Origin of the sequence: Blautia sp. TM10-2 (assembly GCF_003480845.1) — a bacterium.
Taxonomy (GTDB): domain Bacteria; phylum Bacillota; class Clostridia; order Lachnospirales; family Lachnospiraceae; genus Fusicatenibacter; species Fusicatenibacter saccharivorans.
Map to the genome: position 1 here is coordinate 25,938 of NZ_QUJZ01000022.1, position 14,089 is coordinate 40,026.

Annotated in this window: 21 protein-coding genes; 16 read left to right on the forward strand and 5 right to left on the reverse strand. The window is 45.4% G+C overall.

Annotated features, from left to right (window positions below; genetic code table 11):
* Positions 1 to 84 precede the first annotated feature (84 nt).
* The 4 genes from DXD92_RS17845 to DXD92_RS17860 all read right to left on the reverse strand — a co-directional run bounded on the left by DXD92_RS17845 (position 85) and on the right by DXD92_RS17860 (position 2,796).
* The gene (locus DXD92_RS17845; protein ID WP_243104948.1) at positions 85 to 771 is read right to left on the reverse strand and encodes an Ltp family lipoprotein; all 687 of its coding nucleotides are present in this window, start codon (positions 769 to 771) and stop codon (positions 85 to 87) included.
* 80 nt (positions 772 to 851) lie between these two features.
* Positions 852 to 1,856 (reverse strand): hypothetical protein, encoded by a 1,005-nt coding sequence (locus DXD92_RS17850; protein ID WP_118641221.1) that lies wholly within the window; start codon positions 1,854 to 1,856, stop codon positions 852 to 854.
* Between the two features lie 15 nt (positions 1,857 to 1,871).
* A complete protein-coding gene (locus DXD92_RS17855) occupies positions 1,872 to 2,330 on the reverse strand; it encodes a hypothetical protein (RefSeq protein WP_118641223.1) in 459 nt (152 codons plus the stop codon).
* Positions 2,331 to 2,334: 4 nt separating this feature from the next.
* Positions 2,335 to 2,796: a helix-turn-helix domain-containing protein gene (locus DXD92_RS17860; protein WP_158581806.1), complete on the reverse strand. Its 462-nt coding sequence runs from the start codon at positions 2,794 to 2,796 to the stop codon at positions 2,335 to 2,337.
* A gap of 181 nt (positions 2,797 to 2,977) precedes the next feature.
* On the opposite strand from DXD92_RS17860, the gene DXD92_RS17865 reads away from it, so the two are divergent.
* Genes DXD92_RS17865 through DXD92_RS17875 form a run of 3 tightly spaced genes read left to right on the forward strand, consistent with a single transcriptional unit; the run spans position 2,978 to position 4,183 of the window.
* A complete protein-coding gene (locus tag DXD92_RS17865; protein WP_118641227.1) occupies positions 2,978 to 3,217 on the forward strand; it encodes a DUF739 family protein in 240 nt (79 codons plus the stop codon).
* Between the two features lie 23 nt (positions 3,218 to 3,240).
* Positions 3,241 to 3,993, forward strand: coding sequence for a phage antirepressor KilAC domain-containing protein (locus DXD92_RS17870; protein WP_118641229.1), 753 nt, complete (start codon positions 3,241 to 3,243; stop codon positions 3,991 to 3,993).
* On the forward strand, positions 3,974 to 4,183 hold the full coding sequence (locus tag DXD92_RS17875; protein WP_118641231.1) for a helix-turn-helix domain-containing protein: 210 nt from the start codon (positions 3,974 to 3,976) through the stop codon (positions 4,181 to 4,183). The genes DXD92_RS17870 and DXD92_RS17875 overlap by 20 nt, the downstream gene beginning before the upstream one ends.
* A gap of 140 nt (positions 4,184 to 4,323) precedes the next feature.
* On the opposite strand, the gene DXD92_RS17880 is transcribed toward DXD92_RS17875, so the two are convergent.
* Positions 4,324 to 4,869, reverse strand: coding sequence for a hypothetical protein (locus tag DXD92_RS17880; RefSeq protein WP_118641233.1), 546 nt, complete (start codon positions 4,867 to 4,869; stop codon positions 4,324 to 4,326).
* A 191-nt stretch (positions 4,870 to 5,060) separates the two neighbouring features.
* Between DXD92_RS17880 and DXD92_RS18635 the strand changes: the two genes are divergently transcribed.
* From DXD92_RS18635 to DXD92_RS17935, 13 genes are all read left to right on the forward strand, one after another.
* Positions 5,061 to 5,210, forward strand: coding sequence for a hypothetical protein (locus DXD92_RS18635; protein ID WP_158581807.1), 150 nt, complete (start codon positions 5,061 to 5,063; stop codon positions 5,208 to 5,210).
* Positions 5,207 to 5,461, forward strand: coding sequence for a hypothetical protein (locus tag DXD92_RS17885; protein WP_118641235.1), 255 nt, complete (start codon positions 5,207 to 5,209; stop codon positions 5,459 to 5,461). The genes DXD92_RS18635 and DXD92_RS17885 overlap by 4 nt, the downstream gene beginning before the upstream one ends.
* Positions 5,458 to 5,733, forward strand: a complete 276-nt coding sequence (locus DXD92_RS17890) for a hypothetical protein (RefSeq protein WP_147399314.1) — start codon at positions 5,458 to 5,460, stop codon at positions 5,731 to 5,733. Before DXD92_RS17885 ends, DXD92_RS17890 begins: the two co-directional genes overlap by 4 nt.
* Positions 5,730 to 5,861: a helix-turn-helix domain-containing protein gene (locus tag DXD92_RS19785; protein WP_118641239.1), complete on the forward strand. Its 132-nt coding sequence runs from the start codon at positions 5,730 to 5,732 to the stop codon at positions 5,859 to 5,861. Before DXD92_RS17890 ends, DXD92_RS19785 begins: the two co-directional genes overlap by 4 nt.
* Entirely contained in the window at positions 5,842 to 7,134 is a 1,293-nt protein-coding gene (locus tag DXD92_RS17900) for an AAA family ATPase (protein ID WP_118641241.1), read from the forward strand. The genes DXD92_RS19785 and DXD92_RS17900 overlap by 20 nt, the downstream gene beginning before the upstream one ends.
* Positions 7,134 to 8,273, forward strand: a complete 1,140-nt coding sequence (locus tag DXD92_RS17905; RefSeq protein WP_118641243.1) for an ATP-binding protein — start codon at positions 7,134 to 7,136, stop codon at positions 8,271 to 8,273. The genes DXD92_RS17900 and DXD92_RS17905 overlap by 1 nt, the downstream gene beginning before the upstream one ends.
* A gap of 14 nt (positions 8,274 to 8,287) precedes the next feature.
* On the forward strand, positions 8,288 to 8,734 hold the full coding sequence (locus DXD92_RS17910; RefSeq protein ID WP_118641245.1) for a hypothetical protein: 447 nt from the start codon (positions 8,288 to 8,290) through the stop codon (positions 8,732 to 8,734).
* Positions 8,735 to 10,324, forward strand: coding sequence for a DEAD/DEAH box helicase (locus DXD92_RS17915; protein ID WP_118641247.1), 1,590 nt, complete (start codon positions 8,735 to 8,737; stop codon positions 10,322 to 10,324). It abuts the gene before it with no gap.
* A 5-nt stretch (positions 10,325 to 10,329) separates the two neighbouring features.
* On the forward strand, positions 10,330 to 12,597 hold the full coding sequence (locus DXD92_RS17920; protein ID WP_118641249.1) for an AAA family ATPase: 2,268 nt from the start codon (positions 10,330 to 10,332) through the stop codon (positions 12,595 to 12,597).
* Between the two features lie 268 nt (positions 12,598 to 12,865).
* Positions 12,866 to 13,258 (forward strand): RusA family crossover junction endodeoxyribonuclease, encoded by a 393-nt coding sequence (locus DXD92_RS17925; RefSeq protein ID WP_118641251.1) that lies wholly within the window; start codon positions 12,866 to 12,868, stop codon positions 13,256 to 13,258.
* Positions 13,258 to 13,464, forward strand: a complete 207-nt coding sequence (locus DXD92_RS17930) for a hypothetical protein (protein WP_118641253.1) — start codon at positions 13,258 to 13,260, stop codon at positions 13,462 to 13,464. The genes DXD92_RS17925 and DXD92_RS17930 overlap by 1 nt, the downstream gene beginning before the upstream one ends.
* Positions 13,465 to 13,620: a hypothetical protein gene (locus DXD92_RS18640; protein ID WP_158581808.1), complete on the forward strand. Its 156-nt coding sequence runs from the start codon at positions 13,465 to 13,467 to the stop codon at positions 13,618 to 13,620.
* On the forward strand, positions 13,604 to 14,020 hold the full coding sequence (locus tag DXD92_RS17935; RefSeq protein WP_118641255.1) for a DUF7446 family protein: 417 nt from the start codon (positions 13,604 to 13,606) through the stop codon (positions 14,018 to 14,020). Before DXD92_RS18640 ends, DXD92_RS17935 begins: the two co-directional genes overlap by 17 nt.
* Positions 14,021 to 14,089: the final 69 nt, after the last annotated feature.

Genomic DNA, 14,089 nt, shown 5'->3' on the forward strand with positions numbered 1-14,089 from the left:
ACAATATGTTTTGTCGAACTGGTATCATTCTTCGGAATGTTACTGAGCCGTCCTGGTGTTGGCGCACCGGGGCGGTTTTTTATTTTAGTCTAAATTCTGTATAGCGTAATCGGCTTCTTCGGCGGTAAACTGTTCACCGTATTCAGAAGTAAGCTGATCGCGGATCGCTTCTGGCGACATATCCATATTATCGCGGTAGTCTTTTGCGGTCTCGAGCGCGTTTTCGTTCCAATCGGCATTTATATTGTCGACAGCGTACTGCGCCTCTTCAGCGGTAAATTTTTCGCCATTTTCAGAAGTAAGCTGATCATAGAGTCCAGCTTTCGACATATGCATTGTTTCGTTATAGTTTTCTGCTGTTGCAAGCGCGTTTGCATTCCAGTCGGCGGTCATATTGTCAACTGCATACTGGGCAGCCTCAGCCGAGAACTGGTCTCCATATTCAGAGGTCAACTGATCGTAGATACCAGCTTTTGACATGTGCATTACTTCGCTGTAGCTTTCCGCTGAATTAAGAGCTGATGTGTAGTCCCATGGAACACTGGAGTCTTCGGATTCAGACTGCGTACTTACGGCTTCTTCGGTCGGAGTCGGGGTAGCCTCTTCCGTAGGTGTTGGAGTTTCAGTCTCACTGATGCTGCTGAAAGCAGTAGACGAAGAGCTTGAGGAACTCGAGGAGCTGGAAGCGGTTGACGATCCGCAGGCAGTCAGCGAGGAAGCGGTAAGGGCAGTTGCCAGAATGAGGGTTATGATTTTCTTTTTCATAGACATTCTCCTTTTTGAAATGTATTTTGTGCGGGATACAATATCCCATGTATATACGTTTAACAATTCAAAAAATTACGGATTAATTAAAGTTTATATATGGTTTCCCACTTAGCATCTGTGATTTTTTCTACTTTTTTTACAGATAATTTTCCACCTGATTTAGCTAGATGTATCATGAAACCATGTTTTTTTTGCCAAAAAATTAAACGAGCTTTGCCGATGCTTCCGTCTTGCATATAATGAATTTCCCCGAAATAATCTTGCGGAGGATTGAGATCTTTATGAGAAGCATATGCGTAATGGAGGGACAAAGGATATTTAGACAATTTACCCGTTTGCGTGTAAGGACATGCTTCATAAAAAGTAAAATCTGTAGAATACAGAAATTTATTCGTATCTATGGATAGACGATTGCTCAAATGAGCTTGTTTAAGAGCAAATGAAATGAGCTTATTTAGTTGTTTAAATTCTTTTTCAATTAGGACTTTATCAGACGAAGGAACTGTTATAATTCCATGGTTTAAGCTACTCGGTATATTTCTGCCGACAGGCAGTATAACAGGAGAAGAAGCATCAGGAACTCCAGAATATCTTGGTGAAGGATGTCTTTCTTCGATAACGGATGAGTGACGTTGTATTGCTAAATTCCCTTTCGGGGTTGGCTTATTTAATTCGTCAAGATAGCCATTTCTTTTTAAAAATGTTTTTTCTGCTACGAAGTCAATTCCATATTCATATTCAAAATATGCAGGTGTTTTTTTATTACTGTATTTTTTTAACCAATATAGCATATAAATATGTCCAGGCAACAAACCATCGGAGTAGCGTTTCATCATTGATTTAGAGACAAGGGATTGCTGAGAAAACGTTTTGGCCTGTTCAAACCAATTAGTATTAAGCTCACGGTCTTTGGAAATAAAAGGCATTTCTGGATAATCCTTGTAATATAGATCATAAATTTTTTGACAATAGTTATCACTGGCTTTTGCTGACTGAGAAAAATTTATTTGCTCCGGGAAAATAGATTTATTATCAAGTCGTTCATGGGATAGAGCTTTTTTTATTTTAAAAAGATCGAAAAATCCCATATTATCACCTCAATTTTATAATTTTTTAAAAACAATCAAATTCGGTATGAAATATATAACATAATTATCAATAGATTTGCACATTCCATATTTACTCTGGTAGTAAACCAGACATTCATTCAGATATTTCTCTGTCACATTAAGATATTCGGAGATCTCATACCGATTTTTGCATCCGTGTTCGTATGCTTTAATTAAACCAAGTAGGCCAATCTGTTTATCATATCCCCAAGCCCTTGCCCGAAGTTCCTGCTTCCTATTGGAAATGTCGCTTTCATCAAGGATATTTCCATACGTTGTATGATAATGTCCAAGTTCCTCAGCTAGAACGCAGGCCTTTTCAGATTGGCTTGATAGCCCTTTATGAATAGCAATTCGATTATTGCAAATACGTCCGTCGTAGCCTGGAATATCTTTTTCTTTTACAATCAAATTCATGGAATCTGATTCCGTTAGTAATTCTTCGTAAGTCAAATAATCACTCCCACTCTTTAGGATCCATCATAATATCGTCAGCATGCTTTTTCTGCTCTGGAGTAGCACCAAGGTCATGAGCCGCATTCAGGAATACTTCGTCTTCCATACGCTGCGTAGTCAGAAGATTTTCTATATAAGAAAGCCCTTTGTCTTGATTCGATGAATTCAGTTTTCGATATGACTGGATCAAAGATTTTTCCTTTTCGGTATTGCAATAGAGCTTAGAAGAGACAACAGAACCTTGCCGTTCCATTGGAGCATCGAAACCCATCAGCCAAGCTTCGTTTACATCGAGAGCGATGGAAAGAGCGTCGATATTATTCTGACGTGGCTTGTACTTTCCTGATAAATAGGAACTGAGTTGTCCTTTATCAATATGTGCCTTTTCCGCCAGCTCCGATTGTGTTAATTCGCGTAATTCAAGAGCAATTTTAATGCGATCTTTTATTTCTGCTTTTTTCAAAATGTATCCCTCCATTTCTTAAAGAGTTCTTTAAAACGAATTATAAAGCAAGGTTGAGAAAATATCAATATATTTTTATAAAAATTGAGAAAAACTTAAAAAATGTATTGACATACGAGCGGCGCGGTGCTATCCTAAATGCAGTTGAGAAAAACTCAACCGGAAAGGAGGAGGAAAACGAATGCCACACTCTTATGATTACAGAAAATTAAGAGGAAGAATAAAAGAAAAATTTGGCACTCAAGCAGAATTTTCAAAGCGGTTGGGAATTTCTGAAGTGTCTGTGAGCAATAAGCTTAATAATGTGGTCGACTGGGGTCAGGAAGAAATGGAACATGCGATTTCTGTACTCGACATCCCAGAGTCGGATATTCATGCTTATTTTTTTACTCACATAGTTGAGAAAAGCTCAACCGTATAAAATTAAAAAGGAAGGTAAATTAAATGGAGAAAATGTTGATTCCTATTAATTACGACATGGAACAACCAACCGTGTCGGCGAGAGATCTGCACAGCGGCTTAGCAATCAATACGAGATTTAATGATTGGTTTTCACGTATGACAGAATATGGTTTTGAAAGCGGAAAAGACTTTTACTCAAAAATGAGTAAAACCTCAGAAATAGGTGGCAGACCAGCAGTTGACTACCAGATCTCCGTAGACATGGCCAAACAGATCTGCATGATCCAGAGATCCGAAAAAGGTAAACTGTACCGTCAATACTTCATTGATCTGGAAAAGGCCTGGAACACCCCGGAGCAGATCTTTGCCCGCGCCCTGAAAATGGCAGATCAGAAGATCGAGAAGCTGAAAGAAACCAACGCCGGTCTGCTGGAAGATGTCGAGCGCATGCGTCCGAAGGAAATCTTCGCGGATGCGGTGAAAGCAAGCACCAGTTCCATCCTGATCGGAGATCTCGCAAAGCTCCTGCGCCAGAACGGCGTGGATATCGGGCAGAAAAGATTGTTCGAGTATCTGCGAAACCATGGATACCTGATTAAAAGAAAAGGTTCCGACTGGAACATGCCAACGCAGAAGTCGATGAACATGGGCTTGTTCGAGATCAAAGAGAGTACGCACATTGACGGAAATGGCTGCAACATCGTAACCAGAACGCCGAAGGCAACCGGAAAGGCACAGATCTACTTCGTGAATAAATTTGTAGGAGGGATGAGCGATGACGATAACGGAGTGTAACAGTCCGGTAGCTGAGAACATTGCACGGATCATCGCTGAAAAAGGGCTGAAGCAGGTACATGTTTCTGAAAAGGCCGGATATAGCGCACACGGGCTGAGCGATATGCTTAACGGACGGAAACTGATTAAAGTAAGTGATTTAGTCCGCATCGCAGCGGCGCTTGAGGTTGATGCGAAGTGCCTTCTGTAGCACAAAAGAAAGGAATTTGTTTGAAAATGAATTATGGTTCATTTATAAGAGAACAGGCAATAAAAAATCTGCTATCTTCACAAGCGAAAATAGCAGAGACTGGGAATGCAAAAGGGCTTGTTATATTGTCAAAATTCATTTTAAAGATTTCGCACCAGTTTGATAACGAAATCTTGGAGTTGGGGTTTGAAATAAACAACAAGAATTCCGAGTATCCACCAGATGAAGGTAAATAGGACATTGCATATCTTGTAAGCGGTAACTTCAGAGGATATTCCAATATAAGACAGTAATGATTTTGGAAGGAAAACGATTAAATCAATCCAGTAAAACGGATTAAAACTATCAAGCATATTTTTGCGGAACACGCCTTCTGCCTCTTCGAACATGTTTAATACAGTGACAGAAAATTCGGTTCGTGTGCTCGGAAACATAGAGAAGGTACTTACATTTCCCGAAACAATTTTTCGATTTCCGATATGCTCGGATACAGGGATTTTTATATCTTTGACATGAGCTTTTTCAAACAAGGAAAGTACTTCTTGACGATAGAGATTCATATCGCTGCGTTTATGCTCAAGAAATTCAGAAAAATATGTTTGTAGTTTTTTGATTCTAAAATAATGCATTAAATTTGTAAGAAATTTATATGCAACAACTAAAAGAAATAATGCTAAAAAGCGCATGGTATTGTTTATCCTTTCGTGTCAATGATGTCTTTAGCAAAAGTCCCACAGGAAGGACCAGTTCCCGCGGGACGCATAGCAAAAAACAAATTTGCAACTACATAATAGCTCAAAAATGGTTACGAATCAATAGAAAATCATTACGGAGCCGGGTTGCATACGATAAGGAGATAAGGAAGAGGTGATGCCTTATGAAAGAAATCATGGTTGTTACTCGGATCACGATCGGAGGACAGCAGTATACGGCAGAGGAACTTGGAGAAGAGAAAGTAAAAGAGATTGTCCGCCAGCGGATGGAAGCCGCGGTGGAGTCGATGGGGTATGAAAGGACGCAGAAATGAAGAGATCAGATAAAACGGCGCTGGCGATCGGCGCGGTTGGTACATGGATTTACATCGGCGGCGTGGATTCGGATCTGTGGGGCCGCGCCGCCCTGGGAGCAGGGATGTTTCTTCTTGCGCTCGCTGGCAAGAAAATCGGCGATTACGTCGATGCCTGCCGCGAGGAGCAGGAAGAGCGGGAAGAAGAGCGCCGGGACGCAGTGTTTGCGGCGTGGATCCGGAGCGGATCGGTGAAAGAAGGAGGAGAATGATGCAGATTGTTGAATATACGGAGGCCGTGGATCTGACGATGCACGGAATGCGTGATGATATCTACGTCATGCATCCGGTTGCCATCAGCAGTATGACCATGCAGGATGTGCGCGCGGCCGCTGAGGCTGGTGCTGTGTTTGCGGTAATGCAGACCAAGTCGGAAGAACGGCCAAAGAAAGAGCCGGATCCAAAAGCAGAGGCAAAACCAACGCCCCCCCGAAGCGCCCTGCAGGACAGGGCCGTAAGAAAAAATTGGATACCGGCAAAATGACGGCGCTTCGAAATGCCGGATGGTCCTATGAAAAGATTGCAGACGAAATGGGCTGCAGTGCGGGGACCGTGTGGAATTACTTTAACAAAGGCAAGGAGGATAAGAAAGATGTCAGTGAAAATCAATAAGCTTGAAATTGAAAATGTCAAGCGAATCAAGGCAGTAAAACTGGAACCGACGGCAAACGGTCTGACCGTCATCGGCGGCAGAAACAACCAGGGTAAGACATCGGTGCTGGATTCCATCGCATGGGCACTGGGTGGCGAAAACTTCAGACCATCAGATGCAACGCGTGAGGGATCCATCATTCCGCCCAACTTAAAAATCGTATTAAATAACGGTTTGATCGTTGAGCGTAAAGGCAAAAACAGCGCGTTGAAGGTAACAGATCCAAGTGGTCAGAAAGCCGGACAGTCGTTGCTGAACACTTTTGTCGAATCTCTGGCGTTGAATCTTCCGAAGTTCATGGAGAGCTCCGGAAAGGAAAAGGCACAGACGCTGCTGCAGATCATCGGCGTTGGTAATCAGTTGGCTGAACTGGAGAATGACGAGAAAGAGCTGTACCAGGACCGGCTGTACATCGGCCGGACCGCGGATCAGAAAGAGAAGTTTGCAAAAGAACAGCCGTATTATCCGGATGCTCCGAAAGATCTGGTGTCAGCCTCGGAGCTGATCCGACAGCAGCAGGACATCCTTGCTCAGAATGGCGAGAATCAACGGAAAAGAGAACAGGCAGGAAAGATCCGGGAAGAGACCAAACGCGCTTATGACGAAGTGAAACGGTTGTCTGAACAGCTGGAGGCTGCAAAGCAGCATCACCTGCAGCTGGTAAAAGATCTGGAAACTGCCGAAAAGTCGGCCGCTGATCTGGTGGATCAGTCCACCAAGGAACTGGAAGACAGCATTTCCAATATTGAGGAAATCAATCGAATGGTACGCGCAAATCTGGACAAGGAGAAGGCGGAGGATGATGCAAAAGAATACCGCCGTCAGTATGATCAGCTTTCGGAGAAAATTACTTCTGTCCGGGAAAAGAAAGCCAATCTGCTTTCATCGGCGGAACTGCCGCTTCCGGGGCTTTCTGTAAAGGAAGGCGAGCTGGTGTATAAAGGACAGAAATGGGACAACATGTCCGGTTCTGAACGATTGATGGTATCAACAGCCATTGTCCGGAAATTAAATCCAGAGTGTGGCTTTGTCCTTCTGGATAAGCTGGAGCAGATGGATCTGCAGACACTGCAGGAGTTTGGCTCCTGGCTGGAGCACGAAGGTCTGCAGGCGATCGCTACCAGGGTAAGTACCGGTGATGAGTGCAGCATCATAATCGAAGACGGTTATGTGGTTGGACAGGCGCAGGCTGAACAGCCACAGCAAAAATCATGGAAGGCAGGTGTATTTTAATGGAATTTATCAAAGGTGTAATTCCCTGTGCAAAAAAAGTTGTGGTTTATGGTCCGGAAGGAATTGGCAAATCTACGTTTGCCAGTAAATTCCCGGATCCGGTGTTCATTGATACTGAGGGTAGCACGAACTCAATGGATGTTGCCCGGTTGCCAAAAGCTACAAGCTGGCAGAACCTTCTTGACCAGGTGGACTACATCCGGACGCATCCGGACGTGTGTAAAACGCTTGTGGTTGACACGATCGACTGGGCGGAGTCTATGTGCATCCAGTTTATCTGCGATAAGCATCGGAAGTTTGGAATCGAGGATTTCGGGTATGGAAACGGCTATACCTATGTAAAAGAGGAGATTGGCCGGTTCCTGAATCGGCTTTCAGAAGTTGTGGAAGCGGGCGTCAACGTGGTTCTTACAGCACATGCGCAGATTAAAAAATTTGAACAGCCGGATGAGCTGGGAGCTTATGACCGATGGGAACTGAAGCTTGGAAAGAAAACAACATCCCAGACATCGCCGCTGATCAAGGAATGGGCGGACATGCTGCTGTTTGCCAACTACAAAACGTTTTCCATTGCAGTTGATGACAAGGGAAAGAAGAGGAAAGCGCAGGGCGGTGAGCGTGTCATGTACACGTCACATAACGCCTGCTGGGATGCAAAGAACCGTTTCGGTCTGCCGGATGAGGTTCCGTTTGACTACAAAGTCATTCAGAGCATTATAGAACAGGGAAAAGCTTCCGCAGATATGAAACCGTACAAAGCTGCAGAAGTACCTAAAACGGCGTCAGCTCCTGAGCCCGTTCCGGAAGCTCCGAAGCCGACAACGCCAGAAGAAGTAACTGGGGAACAGATGAATCTTCCACTGGATGAGCCGCCTAAAACGCCGGATCCTGCAGGGGAGAACAGTCTGGATCCGGAAATCCCGAAGGCACTGCGAGACCTGATGGAAACTTATCACGTAGATGAATGGGACGTGGAGAACGTCGTAGAAGCGAAAGGGTATGTTCCGGTCGGCACAAAGATCAAAGATTACGATGTCGTAAATCCTGGCATTATCGAGGGGCTTCTGGTAGCCTGCTGGGACCAGGTCTATGCTGCAATCAAAGAAATGAAAGAAAAACAGGAAATTCCATTTAATTAAGGAGGAAAACGATTATGTCAGTAGAAGGAAGAGAACTTGGATGGGATGATTCTATTAAACAGGATTCCCAGAACTTTGATCCAATCCCGGAGGGGGATTACAACGTAACCATCGAGAAATATGACCGCAGCAGATCCAAAGGAGAAGGAAAGCTCCCGCCATGCAATATGGCAGTCGTGTACTTTATTGTACACGGACAAGACCGTGAGATTACAATTCGCGAGAACTATATCTTACATAGCAGTCTGGAATGGAAGCTGTCGGAGTTGTTCCGTGGTGTTGGCCTGAAAAAAGAGGGCGAAGAGCTCAGAATGGACTGGAATTCACTTCCGGGAAAAACGGCAAGAGCAAAAATCGGCGTGAAGCCGGGAATCAAAGATCCAAATAAGAAGTTCAATTACATCGAAAAGCTGTATCCGAAAGACTCGGATAAGCCAGCATTTACGCCAGGGAGATTTTAAATGGAACTGAGACCGTATCAGAAAGAAGCAAAAGAAGCTATTTTTGAACAGTGGGACAGCGGGGTGTTAAAAACCCTGCTGGTCCTTCCTACTGGATGTGGAAAGACAGTAGTTTTTGCTAAAGTAACAGAAGAGTGTGTCCGGCAGGGTGATCGTGTCCTGATCCTGGCACACAGAGGGGAACTGCTGGAACAGGCGGCAGATAAGCTGATGAAGACAACCGGTCTTGGCTGTGCGCTTGAAAAGGCAGAGAGTTCCTGTCAGGGGAGCTGGTTCCGCGTGGTAGTTGGCTCTGTGCAGACACTGATGAGAGAAAAACGCCTGAACAGCTTTGATCCTTTTTATTTTAATACAATCATCATCGACGAAGCCCATCACTGTATTTCGGACAGCTACCAGAGAGTGCTGCAGCATTTCCCGCATGCGCATGTATTGGGAGTAACAGCGACACCGGACCGCGGCGATATGCGGAATCTTGGAGTTTATTTTGAATCGCTGGCCTATGAATATACGCTTCCAAAAGCAATCAAAGAAGGGTATCTGTCCCCAATCAAGGCACTGACTATTCCGCTCAAAATTGATATGAGTAGTGTATCAGTGCAGGCTGGAGACTTTAAAGCAAGCGAAATCGGCACCGCACTGGATCCATATCTGCAGGGGATCGCAGAAGAAATGCAGAAATACTGCATGGATAAGAAAACAGTGGTATTCCTTCCGCTGGTAAAGACCAGCCAGAAATTCCGTGACTTGCTGAATCAGTATGGATTTAGGGCGGCAGAAGTAAATGGAGACAGCCAGGACAGAGCTGAAATTCTGAAAGATTTTGATGCCGGGAAGTATAACGTGCTGTGCAATTCGATGCTCCTGACAGAGGGCTGGGATTGCCCGTCTGTGAATTGTATTGTGGTTCTCAGACCAACCAAGGTGCGGAGCCTGTATTGTCAGATGGTGGGGCGCGGTACCCGATTGTCCCCGGAAACAGGAAAAGACCATCTACTGTTGCTTGATTTTTTGTGGCACACAGAGCGGCATGAGCTGTGCCATCCGGCGAGCCTGATCTGCGAAAATGAAGAAGTAGCCCAGCAGATGACAGAAAATCTGGAAAAAGAAGCAGGCATGCCGGTTGACTTAGAAGAAGCAGAACAGAAAGCATCTGAGGATGTCGTAGCACAAAGAGAAGAAGCTTTAGCAAAGCAGCTTGCAGAAATGAAGAAGCGCAAAAAGAAACTGGTGGATCCGCTGCAGTTTGAGATGTCCATCCAGGCGGAAGACCTGTCCAGCTATGTTCCCTCTTTTGGGTGGGAAATGGGACCGCCATCTGAGAAGCAGAAAAAGACACTGGAAAAGCTGGGCATTATGCCGGATGAAATCGAGAATGCAGGAAAAGCAGAAAAGATCTTGGATCGATTGAGTAAAAGACGCACGGAGGGGCTGACGACACCAAAACAGATCCGTTTTCTGGAAAGCAGGGGATTTGAGCATGTAGGAACCTGGCAGTTTGAAACAGCAAAGAATCTGATCGACAGGATCGCAGCGAATGGCTGGCGGATTCCAATGGATATCAACCCGAGAGAATATAAAGGAGCTTAAAGAGTATGGAACAGAGGACGAGCCTTACAGAAATTATAGAACATATCAATCCATCCGAGCTTACTTATCAGGAATGGTGTTCTGTTGGAATGGCTCTGAAACAGGAAGGGTATCCGGTTTCTGTGTGGGATGCCTGGAGCCAGAAAGATTACGGCAGATATCATACAAATGAATGTGAGAAAAAATGGAGAACCTTTTCCGGCTCATCCTCACCGGTAACCGGCGGCACGATCGTACAGCTTGCCCTGGATCATGGATGGGTTCCGGAGAAGGGCCATGAACTGGATTGGAACGACAGTATCGCGGTGGACAGTGATCGTGTTGTTGTGGATAAAAACTGGCTGGAAGGGAAAGAGATACAGGAGCCTTCCAACTGGAATCCGGCGGAGCAGCTGATCACGTATCTGGAAACACTGTTTGAAGCAGGAGAAAACGTAGGATACGTCACTGGAAGCTGGGAAAAGACAGATGAAAAAGGTACGCGCTGGCTGCCACAAAAAGGCAGCTGGGACCGTACTGCCGGACAGTTGATTGAATTGCTGAACGACTGTAAAGGGGACATTGGCGCAGTACTTGGTGACTACAATCCGGAAGCGGGGGCGTGGATCCGCTTCAATCCGTTGGACGGAAACGGCTGTAAAAATGAAAATGTAACAGAGTACCGGTATGCTTTAGTAGAGTCAGATCATATGGAGCTGGAACAGCAGAATGCTATCCTGCGGGAGCTAGAACTTCCGATCGCCTGCCTGGTATATTCCGGAAAAAAGAGCCTGCATGCTATTGTGCGGATAGATGCGGCAGATTACAACGAGTATCGAAAACGGGTTGATTATCTGTATGAAGTCTGCCAGAAAAACGGAATCGACGTGGATACACAGAACCGGAATCCATCGAGACTTTCCAGAATGCCAGGAGTGCAGCGTGGTGAAAAGAAACAGTTCATCGTAGATACCAACATCGGAAAACAGTCCTGGAATGAATGGTACGAATGGATTGAGGGTGTCAACGATGATCTGCCGGAGCCGGAAGGGCTGGAAAGTGTATGGGATAACCTCCCCGAGCTGTCGCCGTGTCTGATTGATGGGATCCTGAGAAAAGGCCACAAGATGCTCATTTCCGGTCCATCCAAGGCGGGAAAGTCATTCCTGCAGATTGAGCTGTGTATAGCCATAGCAGAAGGAAAGAAGTGGCTGCAGTGGAATTGCGCACAGGGACGTGTCATGTACGTCAATCTGGAGCTTGACCGGGCAAGCTGCCTGCACCGTTTTAAGGATGTATACGAAGCAATGGGCTTTACGCCGGATAATCTGCAGAATATTGATATCTGGAACCTGCGTGGTAAATCAGTCCCTATGGATAAGCTGGCACCAAAGCTGATCCGGCGTGCTGCGAAGAAGAACTATGTGGCTATTATTATTGATCCGATTTATAAAGTCATAACGGGAGATGAAAACAGCGCGGATCAGATGGCGAATTTCTGTAACCAATTTGATAAAGTCTGCACAGAGCTTGGATGCGCGGTGATTTATTGCCATCATCACAGTAAAGGAAACCAGGGCGGAAAGAAATCTATGGACCGTGCTTCTGGCTCCGGTGTATTTGCCCGTGATCCGGATGCCCTGCTGGATCTGATCGAACTGGAACCTACGGAAGCACTGATGAAACAGGAAGAAAACAAAGCGATCTGCAAGGCGTGTATGGACTATCTGGATGCGCATTTCAAGTGGGAGGATGATCTTTCACAGGACGATTTACTGAGCAGTGCGCAGATGATGAGCTACTGCGAGGCGCATCTGGACCGGTGGCAGAAGATAGCCCTGGATAAGCAGATCACCGAGACAAAAGCGGCAGTACAGGCCCATACGGCATGGAGAATCGAAGGGACACTTCGGGAATTTCCAAAGTTCGAACCGGTCAACATGTGGTTTGAGTATCCGGTTCACTGCCTGGATCAGATCGGCGTGCTGAAAGATCTTGAACTGGAAGCAGACAAACCGGCATGGCAGAAAGGTAGAGAAGCCAGAAAGAAACAAGGAGAGCAAGCGCGTAAAGCCAAAAAGGAAAAATATAAGATGGCGATAGAAAATTTCCGGTTTACGCATGAGGACAAATATCCGACGGTAAAGGAGCTGTATGAAGTCCTGAAATCGGATGCAGAAGCAACCGGCGAGAAATATCCGGAGGAAAAAACGGTTCGAAATTCATTAAAAGAAATCGGATTTATGGTAAATAAAGATACACGTTGTATTTGCCCGATACCTGAAACATTTTAGGTCATGGGCAAATGCCCGACACCTAAAACAACATAGGTAACGGGAATGCCCGCGATCATGGTAACGGGCATCGGGCAGAAAGTTGCCCGACACCATGTTTTTTAGGTGACAGGAATGCCCGCCCGGCACCTGTATATAAATATATACCCTAATCGGGCGGGAATGTGCGGGCATGCCCACCCTAAGTGTGGGGCGATTGAGTACGCCCCCACAACGGGTTAGGAGCATACCCACCCAGCACAGACGCGCAGGAAAGGAATGATGAAAAATGACAGAGTTTTTTATGGCGATGGAACCGCCAACAATAACACACCAGGAGCACAAGGTCACAATCGTGAATGGCAGACCTGTGTTCTATGATCCGCCGGAACTGAAAGCTGCTAAGGAGAAATTGATTGGCAACTTGTACAAGTATCGCATTATGGCACCGTACAGAACGGGCGTAAGGCTGATTACCAAGTGGTGTTTCCCGAAGAATGGACATAAGGACGGAGAGTACAGGATCACAAAGCCTGACACCGATAACCTGCAGAAGATGTTAAAAGACTGCATGACGTTGGTAGGCTTTTGGAAGGATGATGCGCTGGTGGCATCTGAAATTACTGAAAAGTTTTGGGCGGAGAAGCCTGGTATCTATATCCGGATTGAGGAGCTACCATGATGAATTATTTTAAATTCTTTACAGAGGTCTGGCGATTTTTCAAGAAGTATTATAATCGGCCAGGAAAAGAACAGGACTATACTGAGAGCGTCCAGGAATGCTCTCAGCTTGCGAAATCATTCGGTAATGGGGATTTTGTAGACCGGGTATGCATGGCAGTCCTGGAAGAACTGGAACGCTGCTGGAAGGGCAGAGAGGAGGAGTAGATGGCAGTAGTTGGAATTATCGTGTTCTGCGGTGTGTTGGTTGGCCTGTTTGCCTGGTTACTGAACCGGCCAGAGCGTCCGAAGGATCCGGAAGAGGACCGGGAGCAGGAAGAATATCTTACAGAATGGAGAAGAAAGCATGAAAAAAGAGATTAAAAAAGCAATGGGCGTAAGCCCGGTTACCGGCCGGATCTATTACGGAAACCTCCGCGGGGATGAATGGATCGGCGGCAAAGAGGATGTGACAGAGACGGCTGTCAGAGCCGTATTCGAGTGGTTTGTAGAAAAATTTGAAGATGTATGCCCGGCGGATGGTCAGTACACACTTGAGTTCCTGGATGAAGAGTATGCGCTTACGATGAAGAGAAAGAGTTTTGAATATCCCGCAAGGTGGAAGAACAGGGCAGAACATAACGATTACATCCACGCCGAATGCTCTAAGTGCGGATTCCAGGTCGAGAGTATCGAAGCGGTTGAAACGGGTAGATGCAGCGCAGAATACACGAAGGTAAAGTGGAAATATTGCCCGAAATGTGGTTCAAAAATGACGGTATAAATTATTTGATCGTCCAGAGGTGACAAACTATAAACAGTCAAGAGAATTTTGAAATTTTTTTGAATTGTA

Bases quoted from the DNA above. Each gene is read 5' to 3' on its own strand.
- DXD92_RS17845 (WP_243104948.1), bottom strand. From the start codon at position 771: ATGTCTATGAAAAAGAAAATCATAACCCTCATTCTGGCAACTGCCCTT.
- DXD92_RS17850 (WP_118641221.1), bottom strand. From the start codon at position 1,856: ATGGGATTTTTCGATCTTTTTAAAATAAAAAAAGCTCTATCCCATGAA.
- DXD92_RS17865 (WP_118641227.1), top strand. From the start codon at position 2,978: ATGCCACACTCTTATGATTACAGAAAATTAAGAGGAAGAATAAAAGAA.
- DXD92_RS17870 (WP_118641229.1), top strand. From the start codon at position 3,241: ATGGAGAAAATGTTGATTCCTATTAATTACGACATGGAACAACCAACC.
- DXD92_RS17875 (WP_118641231.1), top strand. From the start codon at position 3,974: ATGACGATAACGGAGTGTAACAGTCCGGTAGCTGAGAACATTGCACGG.
- DXD92_RS17880 (WP_118641233.1), bottom strand. From the start codon at position 4,869: ATGCGCTTTTTAGCATTATTTCTTTTAGTTGTTGCATATAAATTTCTT.
- DXD92_RS18635 (WP_158581807.1), top strand. From the start codon at position 5,061: ATGAAAGAAATCATGGTTGTTACTCGGATCACGATCGGAGGACAGCAG.
- DXD92_RS17885 (WP_118641235.1), top strand. From the start codon at position 5,207: ATGAAGAGATCAGATAAAACGGCGCTGGCGATCGGCGCGGTTGGTACA.
- DXD92_RS17890 (WP_147399314.1), top strand. From the start codon at position 5,458: ATGATGCAGATTGTTGAATATACGGAGGCCGTGGATCTGACGATGCAC.
- DXD92_RS19785 (WP_118641239.1), top strand. From the start codon at position 5,730: ATGACGGCGCTTCGAAATGCCGGATGGTCCTATGAAAAGATTGCAGAC.
- DXD92_RS17900 (WP_118641241.1), top strand. From the start codon at position 5,842: ATGTCAGTGAAAATCAATAAGCTTGAAATTGAAAATGTCAAGCGAATC.
- DXD92_RS17905 (WP_118641243.1), top strand. From the start codon at position 7,134: ATGGAATTTATCAAAGGTGTAATTCCCTGTGCAAAAAAAGTTGTGGTT.
- DXD92_RS17910 (WP_118641245.1), top strand. From the start codon at position 8,288: ATGTCAGTAGAAGGAAGAGAACTTGGATGGGATGATTCTATTAAACAG.
- DXD92_RS17915 (WP_118641247.1), top strand. From the start codon at position 8,735: ATGGAACTGAGACCGTATCAGAAAGAAGCAAAAGAAGCTATTTTTGAA.
- DXD92_RS17920 (WP_118641249.1), top strand. From the start codon at position 10,330: ATGGAACAGAGGACGAGCCTTACAGAAATTATAGAACATATCAATCCA.
- DXD92_RS17925 (WP_118641251.1), top strand. From the start codon at position 12,866: ATGACAGAGTTTTTTATGGCGATGGAACCGCCAACAATAACACACCAG.
- DXD92_RS17930 (WP_118641253.1), top strand. From the start codon at position 13,258: ATGAATTATTTTAAATTCTTTACAGAGGTCTGGCGATTTTTCAAGAAG.
- DXD92_RS18640 (WP_158581808.1), top strand. From the start codon at position 13,465: ATGGCAGTAGTTGGAATTATCGTGTTCTGCGGTGTGTTGGTTGGCCTG.
- DXD92_RS17935 (WP_118641255.1), top strand. From the start codon at position 13,604: ATGAAAAAAGAGATTAAAAAAGCAATGGGCGTAAGCCCGGTTACCGGC.